Raw genomic sequence first — 19,513 nt, 5'->3', positions numbered from 1 at the left:
GCTCTGTATTGCGTTAATTGTGAAAACTATAGGACGTTAAGTGGTGAATTTTATACGAATGTGATTAACAAGAACAGGATTCTTGTTAGTCGTTTTGATACTACGACAGACTCCAGCCAAATTACCAAAGCATGTTAATTTAAAATTGAAGGTGCCTACATTTTAATAAGACTGATGCCAGCATAAATAATCATCGAAGTTCATAGGCTTAGCAATTAAATAGCCTTGAATCATGTCAACGCTCATTGCTTTAAGTACGGTAAATTGTTCTTCGGTTTCAACACCTTCAGCAACAACTGTTAAGTTAAGGCTTTTACCTAAATTAATAATGGTTTGCACAATACTAAACCCTGTGCCTTTATCTAATATTTTATCTATAAAGCTTTTATCTACTTTTAATTCATTCACTGAAAACGAGCTCAAATGCGTTAAACACGAATAGCCTGTACCAAAGTCATCTATTGAGAAAATAAAACCTTGCTGCTTTAACTCATCAATTTGCGATATTACGCTGGCTATATCGCCGCTAAGCATAGACTCTGTGATCTCTAACTTAATATTCGATGGATTAACATTATAATCATTAACAACATTTAATAATTCAGTTTTTAACGTCGTTGAATTGAACTGGACTTGACTGATGTTGATAGACACTTTAAATGAATCATCAATCAGCTGCTTGCTATTAAGCTCATTTATTAGAATACAAATATCACGCAGAACGGTGTTTTGGAGCTTTTGAATAACCCCATTTTGCTCAGCGATTGGAATAAAGTCATTAGGCGCAATCAGCCCCTTACTTGGATGATGCCATCTAATTAAAGCCTCAGCCCCAGTAATTTTACCATTTGCATTTATTTGCGGCTGAAAATACGCACTAAACTCATCGTGTGCAATGGCTCTTACAATGTCGGTTTCAAGTTCGGCCTGATTTTCAAGCAATGCTTGTAACTCGGGATCATAAAAGCTGCAGCTATTGCCGTTTTTCATTTTAGAACGGTACATAGCCGTATCAGCAAATTTAAGAATATTATCGGTTAAATGATTGCTTTTATCTATTAAACAAATACCAATGCTACAACTGACCTGAAAGGCTAAGCGGCCCACTTCAAATTTATCATAAAAAACACTTTGTATTATTTTTGCAATTTTTTCAGACTCTAAAATTGCACTTTCGGTATTATCACCAACATATTCAAGCAATATAATAAACTCATCGCCACCAACACGCGCTAATGTATCTTTTTCACTAACAACACCATTAAATCGTTTTGAAAGCTCTACAAGAACTTCATCACCCGCGCTATGGCCTACTGAGTCGTTGATTCGTTTAAAGTTATCTAAATCTAGAAATAATAACGCACCGGTCACATCGCTTTGCTTTATATTCTCAACATAGGCTGATAATTTGTCATTCAGCATTCGTCTATTTGGCAAACCTGTTAATGGGTCATAAAAGGCAAGCCTTTCTACTTCTAGCTCTGCTTTTTTTCTTGTTGTTATATCGCGTGCAACCCAAACAATATAACGCTGAGATGGGTTATCTGACTGGTAATCTTTAATGGGTGATGTACGACCTTCAAAAACCATTATTTTGCCGTCGATATCTAATTCATATTCAAATACTTGAACATCGTTTGTGAGCAATGTTTTATTTATTACCGCCATTATTGATGTGGCATCTTCAGCAGGCATTACGTCATTAATTTTTTTATTTATTAAGTCAGATTGTGACTTGTATAAAAGCGCGTCGGTGGTGCCATAAATATCCATATACTCACCCTCTTCACTAATAATAAGTGTTAAATCGGGCATAACCTTTGTAAAAGCTGCAAATTTTTCATTACTTTTTTCTAAATCAGTAATGAGCTGGTTAGCTTTTATGTACTCTGCATTTTTTTCAAGTGCAATACTTGTGAAATTTACAAAATAGTCGATTAATTCAAGTTCGAAAGGTGAAGGCTTTTTGGGCTTATCGTGGTAAATGGCAAACGTGCCTAAAATACTAGATTTAGTTGAAATAACAGGGGTAGACCAACACGACTGCAATCCAAACTGTAAAGCGACGTCTTTAAAATCAGCCCACAACGATGAATTAGCTATGTCTTCAACAATAACGCGCTCGCCTAAATAAGCAGCAGTACCGCACGAGCCAACATTTGGACCTATGTGAACCCCATTGATTGCCTGACAATAACCATCCTCAATGTTAGGCGCGGCACAGTGCAGCAATTGCCCTTTGTTTAGTGACAAAATAGAACATTTAGCGGATTTTTCATCAATAAGTTCTTCTATCGATAAGCATATCTCGTCAAGGACATCCTCAAACGGGAGCCCAAGCGCTATTTTAGATAAAATATCTTGCTGATGGGATAACAACTTATTTAATCTAACTGTTTCCATTTGACACCACACACTTTCATTATTGTTTTTAGCTTACAGATGTTTTTTAAAAACAGTACGTATTCTGTACCGAATAAAATTATTCGCTTAGGTAACGTAAAGTATAGCTTTAAATAAACGACTTTTACTGCTAATTGCTGTTTTTTATACAATAATAAACAGCATAGCGTTAGTCTATAAAATATAGGTGTTTTAAAATCTGCTTGTTATTGGCTTAAGCCAAGCTCCATAAACACACTTTGCGGGTTATCTTGATAAGAACCAAAACAACCACAACGTTTAAACCCTAAATTTTCATATAGTTTAATCGATTCAATTTGTTTAGGGCCGGTTTCCAATCTAATCAATGGTATTTCTTCTTCACCTGCGTAGTGCAAAAGAATTTGCATAACTCTGCGAGATAACCCTTTCCCACGGTAACTAGGGTTTACATAAAGACGTCTTACTTCTGCGTAAGATGGTTCCCCTGATTGCATTACAATTGCCCCACAAGCAACAATCCCGCCATCATTTTTTAACCCAATGGCATAAACGTTGGGTTTATCTAGTTCGCTTAATGTAAGTGATTGCGCGGTAGCTACAGGGTATAAAGAGTTTATAAGTCGGTCGATATCAGCAAAAACATTAATCACATCCTGGTCATTCGGTTTTAAATCAACTAACTGCATTGAGTATCTCAAATTTATATTAATTATATGTTGTGAAACTATACCGAATTGTAACAAATGAACAACCTCTGCATGGTGTTTTAACACAATTACGGCTTTAAATGATTCAGACTCAGTATTTTCAAATAAGGAACTGATAAAAAATGCGTATACATTGCTTTAAACACTTTGTTACGCAAAATAGCTGTTCAAAATTATTAAGCTATTTATACTAACTTTAGTTGTAAACATTGATTGAGGTTGTTGTGCAGATCATACAAGGTATGGAATATTTTTTTTCAGGGTTTAAATTAATAAGCCAAAAAGGATTAAAGCGCTTTGTGCTCATTCCGCTTTTGATTAATATTTTATTATTCGGTAGTTCATTATTTTTCTTATTTGGGTGGCTGAGTGACAGTTTTAATTATATCAACAATATGCTTCCCGAATGGCTAAGCTGGTTAGAATGGTTAATGTGGCCAATTGCGGTATTAGTCGTGCTATTTAGTTATAGTATGGTGTTTACCGTGATTACAAACTTTATTGCAGCCCCATTTAATGCACTTTTAAGCGAAAAAGTAGAATTGTACCTAACGGGTCAAAAAATTAACGATGATGGCTTTGCTGACTTAATAAAAGATATACCACGTATGCTTGCCCGTGAGTGGACCAAGCTATGCTACTACTTACCACGTGCTATTGGCTTTTTTATATTACTGTGGGTATTACCGGTAATAGGGCAAATTTTGTGGGTATTATTTACTTGTTGGATGTATGCGGTGCAGTATAAAGATTATGCGTTTGATAACCATAAAATTAGTTTTAAAGAGATGAAAAACGACTTAAAGTCTAAACAGGGGCTTTCTTATGGATTTGGTTTTGCTGTTATGTTATTGACAGCCATCCCATTTGTGAACCTAATTGTTATGCCTGTTGCCGTATGCGGTGCTACGCGTTTGTGGGTAGATAATTACCGACCAAAATATCGAAGCTAACTCTTAAATGAAGTGATTACTTTAGTAACAGTGTGTATATAAAAATGGGCCTAGCGGCCCATTTTTTGTCTTCAATCAGCTGTATAAGCTTTGAGGGACTTTAGTCACATTTAAATGTACCGTGATCTCTTCTCTATCATGGTATAAATGCTTAGCTTGTAATTCGTAGCTAATACCGTACTTAGCGAGCTCTTCTTTTATCATTGCTAAGCACTCATATACACTGTCAAAGCGCTTTTTCATTGGTAACTTAAGATTAAAAATAAGCTCTTTTGCATAGGCATTGACTGCCCAGTCAATCATTAGGCTTGTTACTTTGGTTGGTTTTTCTACCATGTCACATACAAGCCAAGTAATATTTCTTTTCTCTGGACGATATTTAAAGCCATCCTCTCTGAAATGCTTAACCTGCCCTGTTTCCATTAGGTTATCATTCATTGGTCCATTGTCTATTGCATTAACAAACATGCCTCTGCGCACCAACTGATATGTCCAACCACCTGGGCATGCGCCTAGGTCAACACATCGCATACCTGCAGCAACACGTGTTTCTCTTTGTTGCTCTGGTATAAACACATTAAACGCTTCATCAAGTTTAAGTGTAGAACGGCTAGGGCCATCGCTTGGCATACGCAAACGTAAAATCCCCATAAAGTTGGGTGAATTGTTATAGCTGTATGAGTAGCCAACATATGCGGTATTATTTTCCAAAAATAACACATGCATCACAGGCCGATTTGCCTTTGACTCACGCAACACGGTGTTTTGTTTCTCTAGTGCTTTTTTAAGCGGTGTGGATATTTTTTTACAAAAAGTAAGTAGTTCTTTCCCTTCGTTTGTATCAGGCGTCTCTACTCGTAGTTCAGCGCATAAAGGAAAATCTTTAGCTGCTTGCACAACTGCGCCTACACGGTCTTCTAAAGGCATATCTTCTAATAATGTGCCGGCAAACCACTGGCGAGCAAACACCATATTTTTGAAGTCGATTTTTTTGATTATCTCGTCGCTATGCTGCGCTTCAAAACATTCATATATAACGTAACCTGTATTAGGTTTTGCCTTTACATACCCTGCAAAACCCTGCTCAGCAGCATGAAATGTTATTTCAGCAGCTGCATCGTTTTCAAACCCACTGCGACAATAAATCACAACACTAGACATAATAACCCTTAAACTTTTTAAAACTTAAATCGTGCAACTTGCACTAAAATAACAATCCAACCAATAATAAAGCACACCCCACCAAGAGGAGTAATTGGCCCTAACCACTTCATTCCTGTCAGTGCTAATAAATATAGGCTGCCACTAAAAAGCAGTGTACCTATTATAAAAAAGTGGCCAGCCCAATTTAGGTTAATACCCCATTTTAAGAGTAATGCTACTGCAATTAATGCTAAACCGTGCACCATTTGATACTCAGCGGCTGTTTTAAACACACCTATCGAATACTCTGATAGACGACTTTTTAGTCCGTGAGCGGCAAAAGCCCCCAACATAACCGAAAGCATACAAAATAAACTGCCTGCCATTAAAAATAGTTTTGTCATTATTCACCCAACATTTTGTTTATAAATTGTACTGCACTAGAAGCTGCTATTTGGCGGTTTTCTAATTCAGTAATGCCACTTTTTTTACGTGGTTTTAATGAATGGTCACCATCAGCCAGCCATACATAGTCGGGCTGTTTTGGCATTGCCAGCGTTTTTAGTTCTTCACGCGTACCAAATGTATCTCGCTCACCTTGCAACACTAAAAAAGGACAAGGAATATCAGCAAAGTGTTCTGTTCGAAGCTTGTCTGGTTTACCTGGTGGATGAAATGGGTAACCAAATGCAATAACGCCTTTAACTGGCTGCTTAGTTGTGCATGCAAGCATTGACGCCATTCGCCCGCCCATTGATTTACCGCCAATAAACAAGGGTAATTTAGGTTGGGCATGCGTTAATACTTGCTCATAGTATGCAAGCAACTTGGGAGCACGCTCTGGTGGGCGTCGCTTGCCGGTTTGCTTTGCAATTTGCATATATTCAAAATCAAATAAACCAACATCAACACCCTGCTCACTGATCAGTGCAGCCACGTGCTGCATAAAATCAGAATCACTGCCAGCACCAGCACCATGGGCAAAAATAAACTGCGCAATTGCGGGTTGACTTTGACTTTTGAACCATTCAATCATGATTAATACTCTTGCTCTTGTTCAACCAAACTTAGCATCCATTCTTTAAATGACACTATTTTTCCCAGTTCAGTTTGTGACTCACGAAGCACCAAATAATAAGCGTTTTTACTTTCTAGACTGTGGCTAAACGGAATAACTAGTCGCCCTGCATCAATATCTGGTTTGGCTAACACACTATTCCCAATTGCAACGCCTTGGCCATGAACGGCAGCTTGCAGCACCATAGAAGAGTGGCTAAATATAGGCCCTTGATTTACTTGTACGTTACGTACACCCGCAGTTTTCATCCACGTTTTCCAATTTTTACGTGTAGTGTCATGCAATAAGGTGTGCTGTGCTAAATCACTGGGTTGATCAAGTGGTTTGGGGCCACTCAATAACATAGGGCTGCACAATGGCACTAAATACTCTGTATGTAACTTATAAGCTTGCACTCCATTCCAGTGGCCACGCCCGTAGTAAATGGCAATATCGACATCGTCACTTAACGAATTTTCGTCTTGGTCTTGTGCTTTTATTCTTACGTCAATTTCAGGGTGTAATTCATTAAATAAACTTAAACGAGGCACTAACCATTGAATTGCAAAACTAGGTGTTAAACTTACCGTTAATGAGCCTTTAGCCCCTCGCGCAAGTAACTTTTCTGTGGCATCAATCAGTTGCGTAAAAATTTCTTTAATATCTAAAAAATAACCTTGGCCTTCTTCTGTTAATAATAACGAACGATTTTTTCGTAAAAATAGCTTTAAACCTAAATGTTCTTCGAGTGTTTTTATTTGATGACTGACAGCTGCTTGCGTTACATAAAGCTCTTCTGCGGCTTTTGTAAAGCTTAAATGCCGTGCTGCAGCTTCAAATGCTTTGAGTGCGTTTAATGGGGGGACTCGTCTTGACATAATAACCAAGCTTTGAATTAGTTTTTCTTATGCATGAATTATATACCCATGACGAGAAAGAGTATATTTAAGGTGTAAAAAAAGCGACTAATGTCGCTTTTTATTATGCGGTTACTTTTTATAAGTCGCTAGCGCTGGTATCTAACGGCGCAAAACTCTTAACCAAATCATCTACCGCTTTCATTTGCGATAGATAGCCTTCTAATTTGCTTAGGGCTAATGCACATGGTCCATCACACTTTGCTTCATTAGGGTTTGGATGTGCTTCGATAAATAAACCAGCGATCCCCAAAGCCATTCCACTTCTGGCTAACTCTGCCGCTTGAGCTCGACGCCCATCAGCTGAATCTGCACGACCACCTGGGCGTTGCAGCGCATGCGTTGCATCAAAAATAACGGGTGCCATTGCTTTCATGTCATCCATACCTAACATATCAACAACCAGGTTATTATACCCAAAGCTAGAGCCACGCTCACAAAGTGCAATATTATTATTACCAGCCTCATTAAATTTAGTAATGATGTGGCGCATTTCATGTGGTGCTAAAAATTGCGGCTTTTTAACATTGATAATCGCACCTGTTTTTGCCATAGCAACAACTAGGTCTGTTTGACGGGCTAAAAAAGCAGGCAACTGAATAACATCAACCACTTCAGCAACCGGCGCCGCTTGATGCGGTTCGTGAACGTCAGTGATAAGAGGAATATTGAAGGTGTTTTTAATTTCTTCAAATATTTTTAACCCTTCTTCCATTCCCGGACCACGGTACGAGTTGATTGAAGAACGATTAGCTTTATCAAATGATGCTTTAAACACATATGGTATGTTTAGCTTTGTCGTCACTTCTACATAATGCTCTGCAATGCGCATGGCTAAATCGCGCGATTCTAAAACGTTCATACCACCAAATAAAACAAACGGTTTGTTGTTTGCTAATTCAATTTCATTAATTTTGATAATTTGATCTTTCATTTTAATTCCTTAAGGTGCAACTGCTTGCAACATTAATCCACAAATATAAGCCATGTATGTACCCACTCCGTAACCTAATACAGCCAGTAAAACACCGACAGGCGCAAGCGAAGGGTGAAATGCTGACGCAACAACAGGCGCAGACGCTGCGCCTCCGACATTAGCTTGCGAGCCTACTGCCATATAAAAAAGCGGTGCTTTAATTAATTTTGCAACAAGCAACATTAAACCAGCATGTACTAGCATCCAAATAGCGCCCACTAAGAACAAGCCCGGGTTATCAAAAATAGCGGTTACATTCATATGTAAGCCAATTGAGGCAACTAAAATGTATAAAAAGCTTGAGGCTACTTTAGATGCACCAAATGCTTCAATCTGTCTTACTTTAGTAAAAGACAAACTAATACCAATGGTAGTTGAAATGACAATTAACCAGAAAAACTTACTGGTTAAACTGTACTCTTTTGCCCATGAATAATTATTAGCGAAAAACGGCCCTAAAAAGTCTGCGCAAAAATGGGCTAAACCAGTAATACCAAATGCAATAGCAAGCAATGTCATGTAGTCATTCAGCGTTGGCATGCGCGCATGCTCTGCATGGTATTTTTCAACACGCTGCTTTAAATCTTCAATGGCGCTGGTGTCTGCTCCTGTAGCAGCATCAATTTTCTTATGGTTAGCTGCCATTAGTAACAAAACTGCCATCCAAATATTAGCCACTATGACATCAACGGTGACCATCACTGAAAAAATATCGCCGCCCACCTCAAACATTTCTTTCATTGAGGCTTGGTTTGCACCACCGCCAATCCAGCTTCCAGCTACGGTGGTCATGCCGCGCCATACAGCATCTGGCCCATGCCCGCCTACAATTGTAGGGTCTACCGCGCTCACAACTAATATAGCCAGGGGTCCGCCGATAACAATACCGAGCGTTCCGACTAAAAACATAATTAGTGCTTTAGGGCCTAAGTTTAAAATCGCTTTTAAATCAATGCTAATAGTTAAAAGTATCAAACAGGCAGGTAATAAATAGCGTGAAGCAACGTAATAAACATTCGATTTATTACCATCGACAATACCAAACGTATTAAGCAAAGAAGGTAAAAAGTAGCAAAGCAATAAAGCCGGTACATATTTATAGAACGTTTTTAATGCTGGGCGCTCGCTGTTTGAGGTTTTAAATATAAACCCCAAAATAACCGCAAGTAAACCAAGCACAACTGCATCATTGGTGATTAATGCGCTTTGTGTTTCGACCATGGTATTCCCTAATATTAATGGTGAGTTTTATTATTATCTTCTAATTCTTCAATTTGGTGCTGGATGATTTCTATTGCTGGATCATCTGGGCATTCATCTACAAAAAATTGTAGATCATCTCGGGCCATTTTAGGGCAATCGAGCTGATTTAATAAATACCCTCTGTCACGCCTTTCGTAGGGGTCGTCGCCAATTAATTCCATTAACATTTCAACGCATGTTAATGCGTGGCCAAATTTATTTTCACTAATGAAAGACCACTTTTGCTGCGCTAAGAAAAGCTTATAAACTTCATCGTCAAAAATAAGTTCTAAGGGCTCTTGTTCTTGCCCTTCAGCTTCATCAGCATTTTCAGGAATAATATACCAACTTTGCTGACCGCTACTTGGCTCAACCAAATAGCCTTCTTCATCGCTCATAGCAATATGAACACCTATATCGCCTTGATTTAGGCTCATACTGGCATCGAGGTTAGCCTGTTGTAAAAAATGACAAAGTAAAATTGCCAGAGTAGTTGGCGAGCCACTACGCATAGTGAGGGTGTAGCTTAGGCTATTTAATTTATGCTCAGGTACTTTTAAACTCGAAGCGCTAAATAGCCATGTACTGTAAAAGGTGTCTAGCAACTTATCTAAGCGTTCATGAGAGTCGGGTACAACAATACATAATGCATTAATTTGTTTTTCAAAATCAGCAAGAACATCAAAAGCGTCTGTTAAGTCTAGTTGTGGATCCCATTTCGATTCAGCCTTAATGCAACGATAAATTGCCGCAGGGGTAAAGTCATCGTAAGCATCATCAATATAAGAGTCATCGTGTTCATCAAACCCAAAAGTGGTCATCAATACTGCAACATTTCTAGAAAACGAACGCGTAGTTTACCTAATTCTACCCATATATTCCAATAACGAAATGTACTTGATCAAATGCATGGAGGGAATATTCGAGCTTTAGAGATACTAAAGCTCGGTAAATTTATTTAAGGCTTAAAGTAGTAATGCTGACTTGGCTGTTGCCAAATAACCAATAGCTAAAATAACAAACGTATTTACAATAAGGTAGGATATTTTAGCCAAAAAATTAGTTTGCTTAGCGCTTATAATTCCAATAGCAATATAAGCAACCACTAATATAATTTTTTCTAATAACCAATGTTGTTCAAACGGGTTTATCTTCCCCATATACATGAGTGTAAATGCAGAAATTAAAAGTAATGTATCCATGCTATGGCTACCAATAAATACAAGTTTATTACGAGCAATTTTGCCACTGCCCATTCGTGAAAAAGATCGAATATAAAATAAAACTACACTCAATGCTGCTATTGCCATGTGTGAGTGCTTTACTGCTAAATAATCCATATGCCTCTGTTCTTCTATTTATATAAAATTAATCTGGGTAACGTTTGATAATTATTTCAAGTTCATCAAGGTTTGTGTTAAAAACATCAACTAACTTTGGTTCAAAATGCGTGCCTTTTTGTGCGTTTATCTCTTCAACAACACGCTCGAGCGTCCATGAATCTTTATAGCAGCGTTTATGCCTTAACGCATCATATACATCAGCCAATGCCACAATGCGGCCGAATATATTAATTTTATTCCCTGCTAAACCTTCAGGGTAACCAGAACCATCCCACTTTTCGTGATGTTCCTTGGCTATAGTGGCACCTGCACTGACAATTTCATGTGCTGATCCTTTTAAAATCCCATAGCCTTTATCAGTGTGGGTTTTCATTACTTCCCACTCTGGTGCATCAAGCCTTGCGGGCTTATTTAATACCGAATCGGGGATACCTACTTTGCCTACATCATGCAAAGGCGCAGCTAATCTAATCAAATCAGCTTGCTGTTTAGATAAACCATAACCAAGCGCCAAAGCATGGCAAATATGTGCAACACGTTTTACATGATTACCTGTTTCAGTAGAGCGTTGTTCAACCGCTTCACTTAATCTGTAAACAAGCTCTTGTTGCGTGGCCTCAATTTCTGATTGTAACTGAACATTTTCAAAGGCTAATTGTACATTTTGAGCAAAAATTTCAACGAGGTTGCGTTGTGTATCGGTTAGTGTATTTGGAATGCCTGTGATAAACAGCATTGAACTGTGGTTATATTCACTGCTGCAATAAGCAAATAGGTAATTATCTTTGTAGATAATAGACTGATTATTTAACGCTTCTTGGCATGCGCTTAGTTGCTCTGCGTGTAGCACCTCTTCAAGGTCTTTACCTTCACTTTTTTCAAACTCACCGGTACCTGAACAAATAATCATTTTATTGTTCTGAGATGCTGGGTTTTGTGCAACAAGGGTGGTCGCGTACATAGCCTGATCTGAAATACCAAGCAATGATGTAAGTTGCTGCATTACTCCTTCTATAAAATGCTCTATTGAATGTGCAGAAAAAATATTGCGTGATGCAGTTATTATTTTCTCAAGGCCAACACGAGATTGTTCTATTGAAATAATATCGCGGTACGAACGAAGGCTCGACATGATAACTGTAAACAATTTTTGTGCGGTGAGTTCTGTTTTTGATTTGTAGTCGTTAATATCAAAATTAACTATTACTTGGCGTTCTGGTGCCTGACCAGGTTGGCCGGTGCGTAAAATAATACGAATGTGGTTATTTTTTGCGGTTTCACGAATGTATTTTACAACTTGTAGGCCTGCATCGTCTGTTTCCATTACAACATCAAGTAGAACAATTGCTGCGTCTTTATGCTCATCAATTAAAGTTTTAGCCTCAGCGCCAGAATACGCGCTGATAAATTCTAAACGTTTATTTTGAAACTCAAAATCACTCAATGCCAATTTAGTAACTGCATGAACTTCAGGTTCGTCATCAACGATTAGTACTTTCCAGGTGCCCAGATCGGTGTTATCTACCGGTGTATCTGGCTCATCTGAAAATAAAAAGTCACCCATCATAATTAGAATTCCTACATGACACATTTAACACACGGATGCAGTAATAATTAAGCTTATTATGGCCACTGTGCGAGCGTTACACGGTCATTTTCACCAAGATCTTTTATCGTTTTAATATTAACAAAGGCCATCGTTTTAAAAAATTCACGAACAGCAAAACCTTGGTCATAACCGTGCTCTATTAGAAGATAGCCACTAGATAGCAAATAGTCACGTGATTGTGTAATTATTTGTTTAATATCAGACATTCCTGAATCTTCAGCAACTAAGGCGGATAAAGGTTCAAATCGCACATCGCCTTGAGCCAAATGTTCGTTATTACTTTCTATGTACGGTGGGTTGGTAACTATAAGATCAAAATATTCATTTTCAAGTGAGCTAAACCAATTGCTTTGTTTAACACGCACATTACCAAGTCCTAGACGCTGTTGATTCCGAGTTGCAAGCGCTACAGCGTCAGTCACTTTATCAACCGCTGTAATATTCCACAAAGGCATTTCACTACCCAATGCCAATGCAATTGCCCCAGTACCTGTTCCCAGGTCCAGAACTTTTGCATTTTCCGAAATTCCTAAACCAAGTGCAGCTTCAACTAATGTTTCAGTATCTGGCCGCGGAATTAACGTTGTTGCATTGACTTCTAAGGTTAAGCTCCAAAACTCACGTTGCCCTGTAATATGCGCTACAGGTTCGCCGCTTAATCGCCGAGCGCAAAGAGTATCAAAGGAGTGTTGTTGCTCTGTACTGAGCAACCTTTCGGGCCAAGTAAAAAGATAGCTACGTGGTTTATCAAGAACATGAAGAAGTAATACCTGTGCGTCTAATTTCGCACTTTCGCTGCTTTGCGCTAATAAATTAGCGCCAGCAGCAACAGCTTGCTCGAGAGTTTGATTCACTATTACTCATCGCCCATTGCGGCAAGTAAATCAGCCTGATGCTCTTGCATTAATGGGTCTACAATGGCACCTAAATCACCCGCTACAACTTCATTTAAGCGGTACAGCGTTAAGTTGATACGGTGATCGGTTATACGTCCCTGCGGATAGTTATATGTACGAATACGTTCAGAACGGTCACCACTACCAACTAAGTTACGACGCTCAGAGGCTTCTGCTGCATGACGCTTCTCATCTTCAGCTTGCTGTAAACGTGCTGCAAGTACTGACATCGCTTTAGCACGGTTTTTATGTTGCGAACGCTCATCTTGACATTCAACAACCACACCAGTAGGTAAATGCGTAATACGAATTGCTGAGTCAGTTTTATTTACGTGCTGGCCACCTGCACCCGATGCTCTAAAAGTATCTACTTTTATATCGGCGGTGTTAATTTCAATTGCTTCAGCTTCTGGAATTTCTGCCATTACCGCTACGGTGCACGCCGATGTATGAACACGACCTTGCGATTCAGTCTCTGGTACACGTTGAACACGGTGTACGCCAGACTCAAATTTAAGCTTACCGTATACGCCTTCACCGCTAATGTTAGCAATGACTTCTTTGTAACCACCGTGTTCACCTTCATTGGTAGTTACTACTTCTAACTTCCACTTTTGCGTTTCAGCAAAACGGCTGTACATTCTAAATAAATCACCGGCAAAAATAGCGGCTTCATCACCCCCTGTACCTGCGCGGACTTCTAAAAATACATTGTTATTATCTTTTGGATCTTTAGGAAGCATTAATACCTGAATTTCATCTTCAAGACTTAATATTTGTGCTTTAGCTTCTTTATACTCTTCCTGTGCCATTTCTCGCATATCAGGGTCTGAGTCTTTAAGCATCTCTTCAGCGCTTGCTAAATCTTCTTTTGTTTGTTGATATGCTAAAAAAGTTTTAACTATTTCTTCAAGCTCTGAGTATTCTTTTGAAAGGCCACGAAAGCGATTTTGATCGCTAATAACCGACGGGTCGCTCAACAGTGCTTGTACTTCTTCGTAGCGCTCTACTAGCGTTTCTAATTTATTATAAACAGACTCTTTCATTTAACGGTTATTCCTGATCAATACCTAACATTTTTTTCAACTGATTTAATTGAGCCACTTCACCTTTTTTAGCCGCATCTTGAATGGCACGGGTAGGCGCGTGCATTAAGCGGTTGGTTAACTTATTGGCCAATTCTAAAATTACTTTTTCTGCGTCTTTACCACTAGAAAGCTGGCTAACTGCTCTTTCTACTAATTCCGACTTAATTGTTTGAACATCGTTTCGATAGTGACGAATTAACCCCACAGAATCGAGTGAACGCATCCACATACAAAACTCTTTAGTGCGCTCAGTAATAATTATTTGTGCCTGCTGTGCAGCTTGTTCTCGCGCTGCCATATTTTCACTTACAATCGTTTGTAAGTCGTCAACCGAGTATAAATAAGCCGCATCTAGCTCACCAACTTGGCTTTCAATGTCGCGCGGTACCGCAATATCAATAAACAACATCGGTTTGTTACGGCGCTGCTTTAGTGCTTGCTCCACAACACCTTTACCAATAATAGGCAGTGTACTGGCCGTTGAGCTTATTATAATATCTGCGTTATGCAAACGCTCTGGCAACTGCGCTAATGCAATGACATCTGCAGACACTTCATCGGCTAAATTGCGGGCTCGTTCAATTGTTCTATTGGCTACTGTTATATTTTGTGGCTCATTTTGATACAAATGCTTAGCAACCAGTTCTATTGTTTCGCCTGCACCTATTAATAACACATTGGTTTTATCAAGCTTGCCATAAATATGCTTAGCTAAATTAACAGCCGCAAACGCTACCGAAACTGCACTGGCGCCTATGTTAGTTTCAGTTCGGACCTCTTTAGCAACCGAAAATGTCTTTTGAAACAAACGATCAAATGTAACACCCACTGCATCATGGGTTTTAGCACTATTATAGGCTTGTTTAATTTGCCCTAAAATTTGCGGTTCACCTAACACAAGCGAATCTAAACCGCAGGCAACGCGCATTAAATGGTTAATTGCTTGATTGCCCTCGTGGCAATAAATGTTATTACTCAGTTCCTGTTCATCTAAGCCATGGAAACTGGCAAGCCATGCTAACAGTGTTTGGGAATTTTGCTGAGCAAGGCTACAATAGATTTCTGTTCGGTTACAGGTAGACACGATCACAGCTTCATTAAAGTCGGCATGGCCACTTAATTGCTGCAACGCCTCTGACATTTGCTCAGGCGAAAAAGCCACTTTTTCACGCAGTTCTACGGAAGCAGTTTTGTGATTTATACCTAGTGCTATTATGGTCATGTTTGCCAAATATTGCTGAGCCCTACTTTAAAGGCGGCAATTTTACCAAAAATCAGCGGAATATGGAAAGTAAGGAACAACATTTGATTAGACATTATTTAATATTAGCTATAACTTTTATGTTTTTAAGTGGCTGCGCGCAACAATTACCCGATAAAACAGCAATTTACGACAACTGGAAAGGTCAACTCGCCAATCAAAAAACTTGGCATGTAGAGGGGAAACTTGCTTTTATTAGTCCCGATGAGCGCCAATCTGCAAACTTAAATTGGCAGCAACAAGAAAACAACAATAATTTAGTACTGACTTCATTTATTGGCACACGCATTTTACAACTAAAACAGTCGCGCAATGTTGCTGAGCTTGAATTTGACGATAAAGTTTATGTAGATACCAATGCATCTGCGCTGCTTAAGCGCTTAACTGGCTTTGCTTTACCTGTTAATAATGCTGATAACTGGCTTAAAGGCACTATTGATTCACAAACGTTGCAAGTTGATGAACTTGGCCGTTCGAAACAAGTACTTTGGTTAGATAATGAAAGTAAAAAATGGCAAATAAACTATGCAGATTATATACAAACCGCTGGTTATTGGTTGCCTACAAAACTAACGCTCAAACACCAAAAAATTAAAATTAAAATTCAACTATATGACTGGCAGTTTAATTAACTATGAATAGCAAAACCTTTTTTTCACTTATTGCACCTGCAAAACTCAATTTATTTTTACATATTAATGCGCGCCGAGATGACGGTTATCACGAATTAGAAACCTTATTTACCTTCTTAAACTTCGGCGATGAGCTCTCTTTTGAGTTAACAGATGAATCATCAATTTTAATCACTGGTGATACTAAAGACATACCACTTGAAGATAATCTCATCTATAAAGCTGCTTTAATGTTACAAACTGATACTAAAACAAAGCACGGTGTAAAAATAAATTTGATAAAACGACTGCCTATGGGAGGAGGTGTTGGAGGGGGGTCGTCTGATGCGGCAACAACACTATTAGCGCTCAATAAATTGTGGAATATTAATTATGACATTAATAAACTTGCTAATTTAGGGTTACAATTAGGGGCTGATGTGCCTGTATTTATACGTGGTGAAAGCGCCATTGCGCAAGGCATTGGGGAAAAACTACACCGTGTTGAACTTGCGCAAAAATGGTACTGTGTTGTGCACCCAAACCAGCATGTAAGCACCGCTAAAATATTCACTCACCCCGACTTAAAACGCGATACACCAAAAATCTCAGGTGATTGGAAACAGCAAACTTTGCACAACGATTGTGAGCCTTTAGTTAAAAAGCTATGCCCCGAGGTTGAAAAAACCCTCCAGTGGTTGCTAAAATACGCTCCGTCGAAGATGACCGGAACAGGTTCATGTTGTTTTGTAGAGTTTGATACACAAGCTCAAGCTAGCCATGTACTTGCTAACCTCCCCCATACTTGGCAGGGATTTGTAGCGTCAAATGCTAATATCTCCCCTGCTCATACGGAGTTAACCGCCATTTTCGATCAATGAAGTAACGTAAAAGTAATCATAAGTTAACTCGTAATGATTTTTATCATTGCTCGTTAGTCCAAAATTTCAGTGCCTGAGGAACCCTACCGTGCCTGACATGAAGCTCTTCGCTGGTAACGCAACACCTGAGTTAGCTCAAAAAGTTGCAAAACGTTTATATATTGAATTAGGCGATGCTGTTGTTGGCCGTTTTAGCGACGGTGAGATCAGTGTTCAAATTAATGAAAATGTTCGTGGCTCGGATGTTTTTATCTTGCAATCAACCTGTGCCCCTACAAACGATAACCTTATGGAACTTATCGTTATGGTTGATGCTCTTCGTCGCGCATCTGCGGGTCGTATTACTGCCGTCATTCCTTATTTTGGTTATGCCCGCCAAGACCGTCGCGTACGTTCTGCCCGCGTACCAATCACTGCTAAAGTTGTTGCCGATTTCTTATCGAGTGTAGGAGTAGACCGTGTACTTACGGTTGATTTACATGCAGAGCAAATTCAAGGCTTCTTTGATGTACCAGTAGATAATGTATTTGGTAGCCCTGTATTACTTGAAGATATGAAAGAGCGTCATTTTGATGATGTTGTTATTGTTTCTCCGGATATTGGTGGTGTAGTGCGCGCACGTGCAATTGCAAAACTATTAGACGATACTGATTTGGCTATTATTGATAAACGCCGCCCACAGGCAAATGTTTCTCAGGTAATGCATATTATTGGTGATGTAGAAGGCCGTGACTGTATCATTGTTGATGACATGATTGATACTGGCGGTACGTTATGTAAAGCCGCTGAAGCACTTAAAGAACATGGTGCTAAACGCGTATTTGCTTATGCAACTCACCCTATTTTATCAGGTAAAGCAGCTGAAAATTTACGTGATTCTGTTATTGACGAAGTTATTGTAACCGACTCAATTCCATTATCTGATGAACTTAAAGCGCTTGATAAAGTAAAAGTGCTAACGCTTGCTGATATGTTAGCAGAAACTATTCGTCGTATTAGCAACGAAGAATCTATTTCAGCGATGTTTGAGCACTAATCTCAGGTATTTGCTGAAAACAAAAGCGCCTTTTGGCGCTTTTTTTGTATGCTATGTATATTTTACTGAATCACAGTGGTATGATAGCGCGCCTTTTGGCTAGGGACCTTGGTCGCAAAGGCCCTAAACTTTTAAATAATTGGAGACATCATGTCTAACACAACTTATACATATGACGCTGAACTTCGCGTAGAAACTGGTACTGGTGCGAGCCGCCGCCTACGTCGCGAAGACAAAGTTCCTGCAATCCTTTACGGAGCTGACAAAGAAGCTTTATCTCTTACTTTTGCTCATAAAGATATGATCAAAGCACAAGAAGACGAAGGTTTTTACACTCATATTCTTACACTTAATGTAGGCGGCGAGAAAGTTGAAGCTATCTTAAAAGATATTCAACGTCACCCATTCAAGCCTAAGCTTACTCACCTTGATTTCCAACGTGTAGACGCAACTCATAAATTAACAACTAAAGTTCCTCTTCACTTCATCGGTGAAGAAATCGTAACTAAAGCTGGCGCAACTGTTGTTCACCAGTTAACTGATGTTGAAATTTCTTGTCTTCCAAAAGCATTACCAGAATTCATTGAAGTAAATGTTTCTGAGTTAGTAGCTGGTGATTCAATCCATATCTCTGATTTACAACTACCTGCAGGCGTTGCGTCTGTTGAATTAGGTAAAGGCGAAGGCCATGACCTTTCAGTAGTTACAATCAAAGCAAACAAAGCAGCTCCAGCTGAAGACGAAGAAGCTTCAGACGCTGCAGAATAATATTTAAGGTCTCGCACCTTGAATTCTATTCAAATGCTTGTGGGCCTGGCTAATCCAGGCCCCGAATACGCAAATACACGCCACAATGCAGGTGCTTGGTTCATCGAGCAACTCGCAGCACGCTACAACTGTACGCTAAAACACGATCCTAAATATCACGGCCTTACTGGCAAAGTGATAATCCAAGGCCAAGAATTCAAATTATTGATCCCCACCACTTACATGAATTTAAGTGGTAAAGCGGTCAGTAGTTTAGCCAACTTTTTCAAAATCCCTGTTGAAAATATCTTAGTTGCACATGACGAGATGGATTTAGAGCCCGGTGTCGCCAAATTAAAAAAAGGGGGCGGACACGGTGGTCATAATGGCTTAAAAGACATTATGGCAAAAATGGCAAATCAAAAAGATTTTATGCGTTTACGTGTTGGCATAGGTCATCCAGGACATCGTGAAATGGTTACCGGCTGGGTGCTTGGAAAAGCGCCAAAGGTTGACCAAGAAAAAATGGATGCTGCTGTAGATGAAGCAGTTCGTTGTATGGAAATACTTGCAAAAGACGGCGTGCTAAAAGCACAAAACAGACTTCATTCGTTTAAACCCTAATAAACTTGAGTCCAAGTGCACGGTTAAACGAATTCTA

Annotated in this window: 20 protein-coding genes; 6 read left to right on the top strand and 14 right to left on the bottom strand. The window is 39.1% G+C overall.

What is annotated here, in order from left to right; all coding sequences use genetic code 11:
• Window positions 1-162: 162 nt before the first annotated feature.
• On the bottom strand, window positions 163-2,403 hold the full coding sequence (locus RF53_RS03985) for a sensor domain-containing phosphodiesterase (protein WP_039036664.1): 2,241 nt from the start codon (window positions 2,401-2,403) through the stop codon (window positions 163-165).
• A gap of 206 nt (window positions 2,404-2,609) precedes the next feature.
• On the bottom strand, window positions 2,610-3,071 hold the full coding sequence (locus RF53_RS03980; RefSeq protein ID WP_039036811.1) for a GNAT family N-acetyltransferase: 462 nt from the start codon (window positions 3,069-3,071) through the stop codon (window positions 2,610-2,612).
• 263 nt (window positions 3,072-3,334) lie between these two features.
• Between RF53_RS03980 and cysZ the strand changes: the two genes are divergently transcribed.
• Window positions 3,335-4,045, top strand: a complete 711-nt coding sequence (gene cysZ / locus RF53_RS03975) for a sulfate transporter CysZ (protein ID WP_200888040.1) — start codon at window positions 3,335-3,337, stop codon at window positions 4,043-4,045.
• Window positions 4,046-4,120: 75 nt separating this feature from the next.
• On the opposite strand, the gene rlmM is transcribed toward cysZ, so the two are convergent.
• The 12 genes from rlmM to hemA all read right to left on the bottom strand — a co-directional run bounded on the left by rlmM (window position 4,121) and on the right by hemA (window position 15,538).
• On the bottom strand, window positions 4,121-5,206 hold the full coding sequence (gene rlmM, locus RF53_RS03970) for a 23S rRNA (cytidine(2498)-2'-O)-methyltransferase RlmM (protein ID WP_008133126.1): 1,086 nt from the start codon (window positions 5,204-5,206) through the stop codon (window positions 4,121-4,123).
• A 17-nt stretch (window positions 5,207-5,223) separates the two neighbouring features.
• Entirely contained in the window at window positions 5,224-5,592 is a 369-nt protein-coding gene (locus RF53_RS03965) for a DUF423 domain-containing protein (RefSeq protein WP_006794512.1), read from the bottom strand.
• The gene (locus RF53_RS03960; RefSeq protein WP_039036663.1) at window positions 5,592-6,224 is read right to left on the bottom strand and encodes an alpha/beta fold hydrolase; all 633 of its coding nucleotides are present in this window, start codon (window positions 6,222-6,224) and stop codon (window positions 5,592-5,594) included. Before RF53_RS03960 ends, RF53_RS03965 begins: the two co-directional genes overlap by 1 nt.
• A gap of 2 nt (window positions 6,225-6,226) precedes the next feature.
• The gene (locus RF53_RS03955; protein WP_006794510.1) at window positions 6,227-7,123 is read right to left on the bottom strand and encodes a transcriptional regulator GcvA; all 897 of its coding nucleotides are present in this window, start codon (window positions 7,121-7,123) and stop codon (window positions 6,227-6,229) included.
• A gap of 118 nt (window positions 7,124-7,241) precedes the next feature.
• Window positions 7,242-8,096: a 3-deoxy-8-phosphooctulonate synthase gene (gene kdsA / locus RF53_RS03950; protein WP_039036662.1), complete on the bottom strand. Its 855-nt coding sequence runs from the start codon at window positions 8,094-8,096 to the stop codon at window positions 7,242-7,244.
• Between the two features lie 9 nt (window positions 8,097-8,105).
• Window positions 8,106-9,359 (bottom strand): DUF819 family protein, encoded by a 1,254-nt coding sequence (locus RF53_RS03945; protein WP_039036661.1) that lies wholly within the window; start codon window positions 9,357-9,359, stop codon window positions 8,106-8,108.
• Window positions 9,360-9,373: 14 nt separating this feature from the next.
• Window positions 9,374-10,201 carry a tetratricopeptide repeat protein gene (locus tag RF53_RS03940; RefSeq protein ID WP_039036660.1) on the bottom strand — a complete coding sequence of 276 codons (828 nt, stop codon included), beginning with the start codon at window positions 10,199-10,201 and terminating at the stop codon, window positions 9,374-9,376.
• A 144-nt stretch (window positions 10,202-10,345) separates the two neighbouring features.
• Window positions 10,346-10,720, bottom strand: a complete 375-nt coding sequence (locus RF53_RS03935; protein ID WP_039036659.1) for a SirB2 family protein — start codon at window positions 10,718-10,720, stop codon at window positions 10,346-10,348.
• A gap of 28 nt (window positions 10,721-10,748) precedes the next feature.
• The gene (locus RF53_RS03930) at window positions 10,749-12,290 is read right to left on the bottom strand and encodes a DUF3369 domain-containing protein (protein ID WP_200888038.1); all 1,542 of its coding nucleotides are present in this window, start codon (window positions 12,288-12,290) and stop codon (window positions 10,749-10,751) included.
• Window positions 12,291-12,346: 56 nt separating this feature from the next.
• Window positions 12,347-13,186, bottom strand: coding sequence for a peptide chain release factor N(5)-glutamine methyltransferase (gene prmC, locus RF53_RS03925; RefSeq protein ID WP_039036658.1), 840 nt, complete (start codon window positions 13,184-13,186; stop codon window positions 12,347-12,349).
• A gap of 2 nt (window positions 13,187-13,188) precedes the next feature.
• Window positions 13,189-14,274: a peptide chain release factor 1 gene (prfA, locus tag RF53_RS03920; RefSeq protein WP_006794503.1), complete on the bottom strand. Its 1,086-nt coding sequence runs from the start codon at window positions 14,272-14,274 to the stop codon at window positions 13,189-13,191.
• Window positions 14,275-14,281: 7 nt separating this feature from the next.
• Window positions 14,282-15,538 carry a glutamyl-tRNA reductase gene (gene hemA / locus RF53_RS03915; protein WP_170865573.1) on the bottom strand — a complete coding sequence of 419 codons (1,257 nt, stop codon included), beginning with the start codon at window positions 15,536-15,538 and terminating at the stop codon, window positions 14,282-14,284.
• 83 nt (window positions 15,539-15,621) lie between these two features.
• On the opposite strand from hemA, the gene lolB reads away from it, so the two are divergent.
• The 5 genes from lolB (at window position 15,622) to pth (ending at window position 19,476) form a co-directional block, all read left to right on the top strand.
• Window positions 15,622-16,209, top strand: coding sequence for a lipoprotein insertase outer membrane protein LolB (gene lolB / locus RF53_RS03910; protein ID WP_082014419.1), 588 nt, complete (start codon window positions 15,622-15,624; stop codon window positions 16,207-16,209).
• A gap of 2 nt (window positions 16,210-16,211) precedes the next feature.
• On the top strand, window positions 16,212-17,069 hold the full coding sequence (gene ispE / locus RF53_RS03905) for a 4-(cytidine 5'-diphospho)-2-C-methyl-D-erythritol kinase (protein WP_010556006.1): 858 nt from the start codon (window positions 16,212-16,214) through the stop codon (window positions 17,067-17,069).
• Between the two features lie 88 nt (window positions 17,070-17,157).
• Window positions 17,158-18,105 (top strand): ribose-phosphate pyrophosphokinase, encoded by a 948-nt coding sequence (locus RF53_RS03900; protein ID WP_008133143.1) that lies wholly within the window; start codon window positions 17,158-17,160, stop codon window positions 18,103-18,105.
• Between the two features lie 150 nt (window positions 18,106-18,255).
• Window positions 18,256-18,873: a 50S ribosomal protein L25/general stress protein Ctc gene (locus tag RF53_RS03895; protein WP_008133144.1), complete on the top strand. Its 618-nt coding sequence runs from the start codon at window positions 18,256-18,258 to the stop codon at window positions 18,871-18,873.
• An 18-nt stretch (window positions 18,874-18,891) separates the two neighbouring features.
• Window positions 18,892-19,476: an aminoacyl-tRNA hydrolase gene (gene pth / locus RF53_RS03890; RefSeq protein WP_008133146.1), complete on the top strand. Its 585-nt coding sequence runs from the start codon at window positions 18,892-18,894 to the stop codon at window positions 19,474-19,476.
• Window positions 19,477-19,513: the final 37 nt, after the last annotated feature.

This window comes from Pseudoalteromonas sp. ECSMB14103, from assembly GCF_000813065.1.
Taxonomy (GTDB): domain Bacteria; phylum Pseudomonadota; class Gammaproteobacteria; order Enterobacterales; family Alteromonadaceae; genus Pseudoalteromonas; species Pseudoalteromonas marina.
This window is presented reverse-complemented; position numbering and strand designations above follow the sequence as displayed.

What these genes read in the sequence shown, in the direction of transcription:
- RF53_RS03985 (WP_039036664.1), bottom strand. Translation starts at nt 2,403, where the DNA reads ATGGAAACAGTTAGATTAAATAAGTTGTTATCCCATCAGCAAGATATT.
- RF53_RS03980 (WP_039036811.1), bottom strand. Translation starts at nt 3,071, where the DNA reads ATGCAGTTAGTTGATTTAAAACCGAATGACCAGGATGTGATTAATGTT.
- cysZ (WP_200888040.1), top strand. Translation starts at nt 3,335, where the DNA reads ATGGAATATTTTTTTTCAGGGTTTAAATTAATAAGCCAAAAAGGATTA.
- rlmM (WP_008133126.1), bottom strand. Translation starts at nt 5,206, where the DNA reads ATGTCTAGTGTTGTGATTTATTGTCGCAGTGGGTTTGAAAACGATGCA.
- RF53_RS03965 (WP_006794512.1), bottom strand. Translation starts at nt 5,592, where the DNA reads ATGACAAAACTATTTTTAATGGCAGGCAGTTTATTTTGTATGCTTTCG.
- RF53_RS03960 (WP_039036663.1), bottom strand. Translation starts at nt 6,224, where the DNA reads ATGATTGAATGGTTCAAAAGTCAAAGTCAACCCGCAATTGCGCAGTTT.
- RF53_RS03955 (WP_006794510.1), bottom strand. Translation starts at nt 7,123, where the DNA reads ATGTCAAGACGAGTCCCCCCATTAAACGCACTCAAAGCATTTGAAGCT.
- kdsA (WP_039036662.1), bottom strand. Translation starts at nt 8,096, where the DNA reads ATGAAAGATCAAATTATCAAAATTAATGAAATTGAATTAGCAAACAAC.
- RF53_RS03945 (WP_039036661.1), bottom strand. Translation starts at nt 9,359, where the DNA reads ATGGTCGAAACACAAAGCGCATTAATCACCAATGATGCAGTTGTGCTT.
- RF53_RS03940 (WP_039036660.1), bottom strand. Translation starts at nt 10,201, where the DNA reads ATGACCACTTTTGGGTTTGATGAACACGATGACTCTTATATTGATGAT.
- RF53_RS03935 (WP_039036659.1), bottom strand. Translation starts at nt 10,720, where the DNA reads ATGGATTATTTAGCAGTAAAGCACTCACACATGGCAATAGCAGCATTG.
- RF53_RS03930 (WP_200888038.1), bottom strand. Translation starts at nt 12,290, where the DNA reads ATGATGGGTGACTTTTTATTTTCAGATGAGCCAGATACACCGGTAGAT.
- prfA (WP_006794503.1), bottom strand. Translation starts at nt 14,274, where the DNA reads ATGAAAGAGTCTGTTTATAATAAATTAGAAACGCTAGTAGAGCGCTAC.
- hemA (WP_170865573.1), bottom strand. Translation starts at nt 15,538, where the DNA reads ATGACCATAATAGCACTAGGTATAAATCACAAAACTGCTTCCGTAGAA.
- ispE (WP_010556006.1), top strand. Translation starts at nt 16,212, where the DNA reads ATGAATAGCAAAACCTTTTTTTCACTTATTGCACCTGCAAAACTCAAT.
- RF53_RS03895 (WP_008133144.1), top strand. Translation starts at nt 18,256, where the DNA reads ATGTCTAACACAACTTATACATATGACGCTGAACTTCGCGTAGAAACT.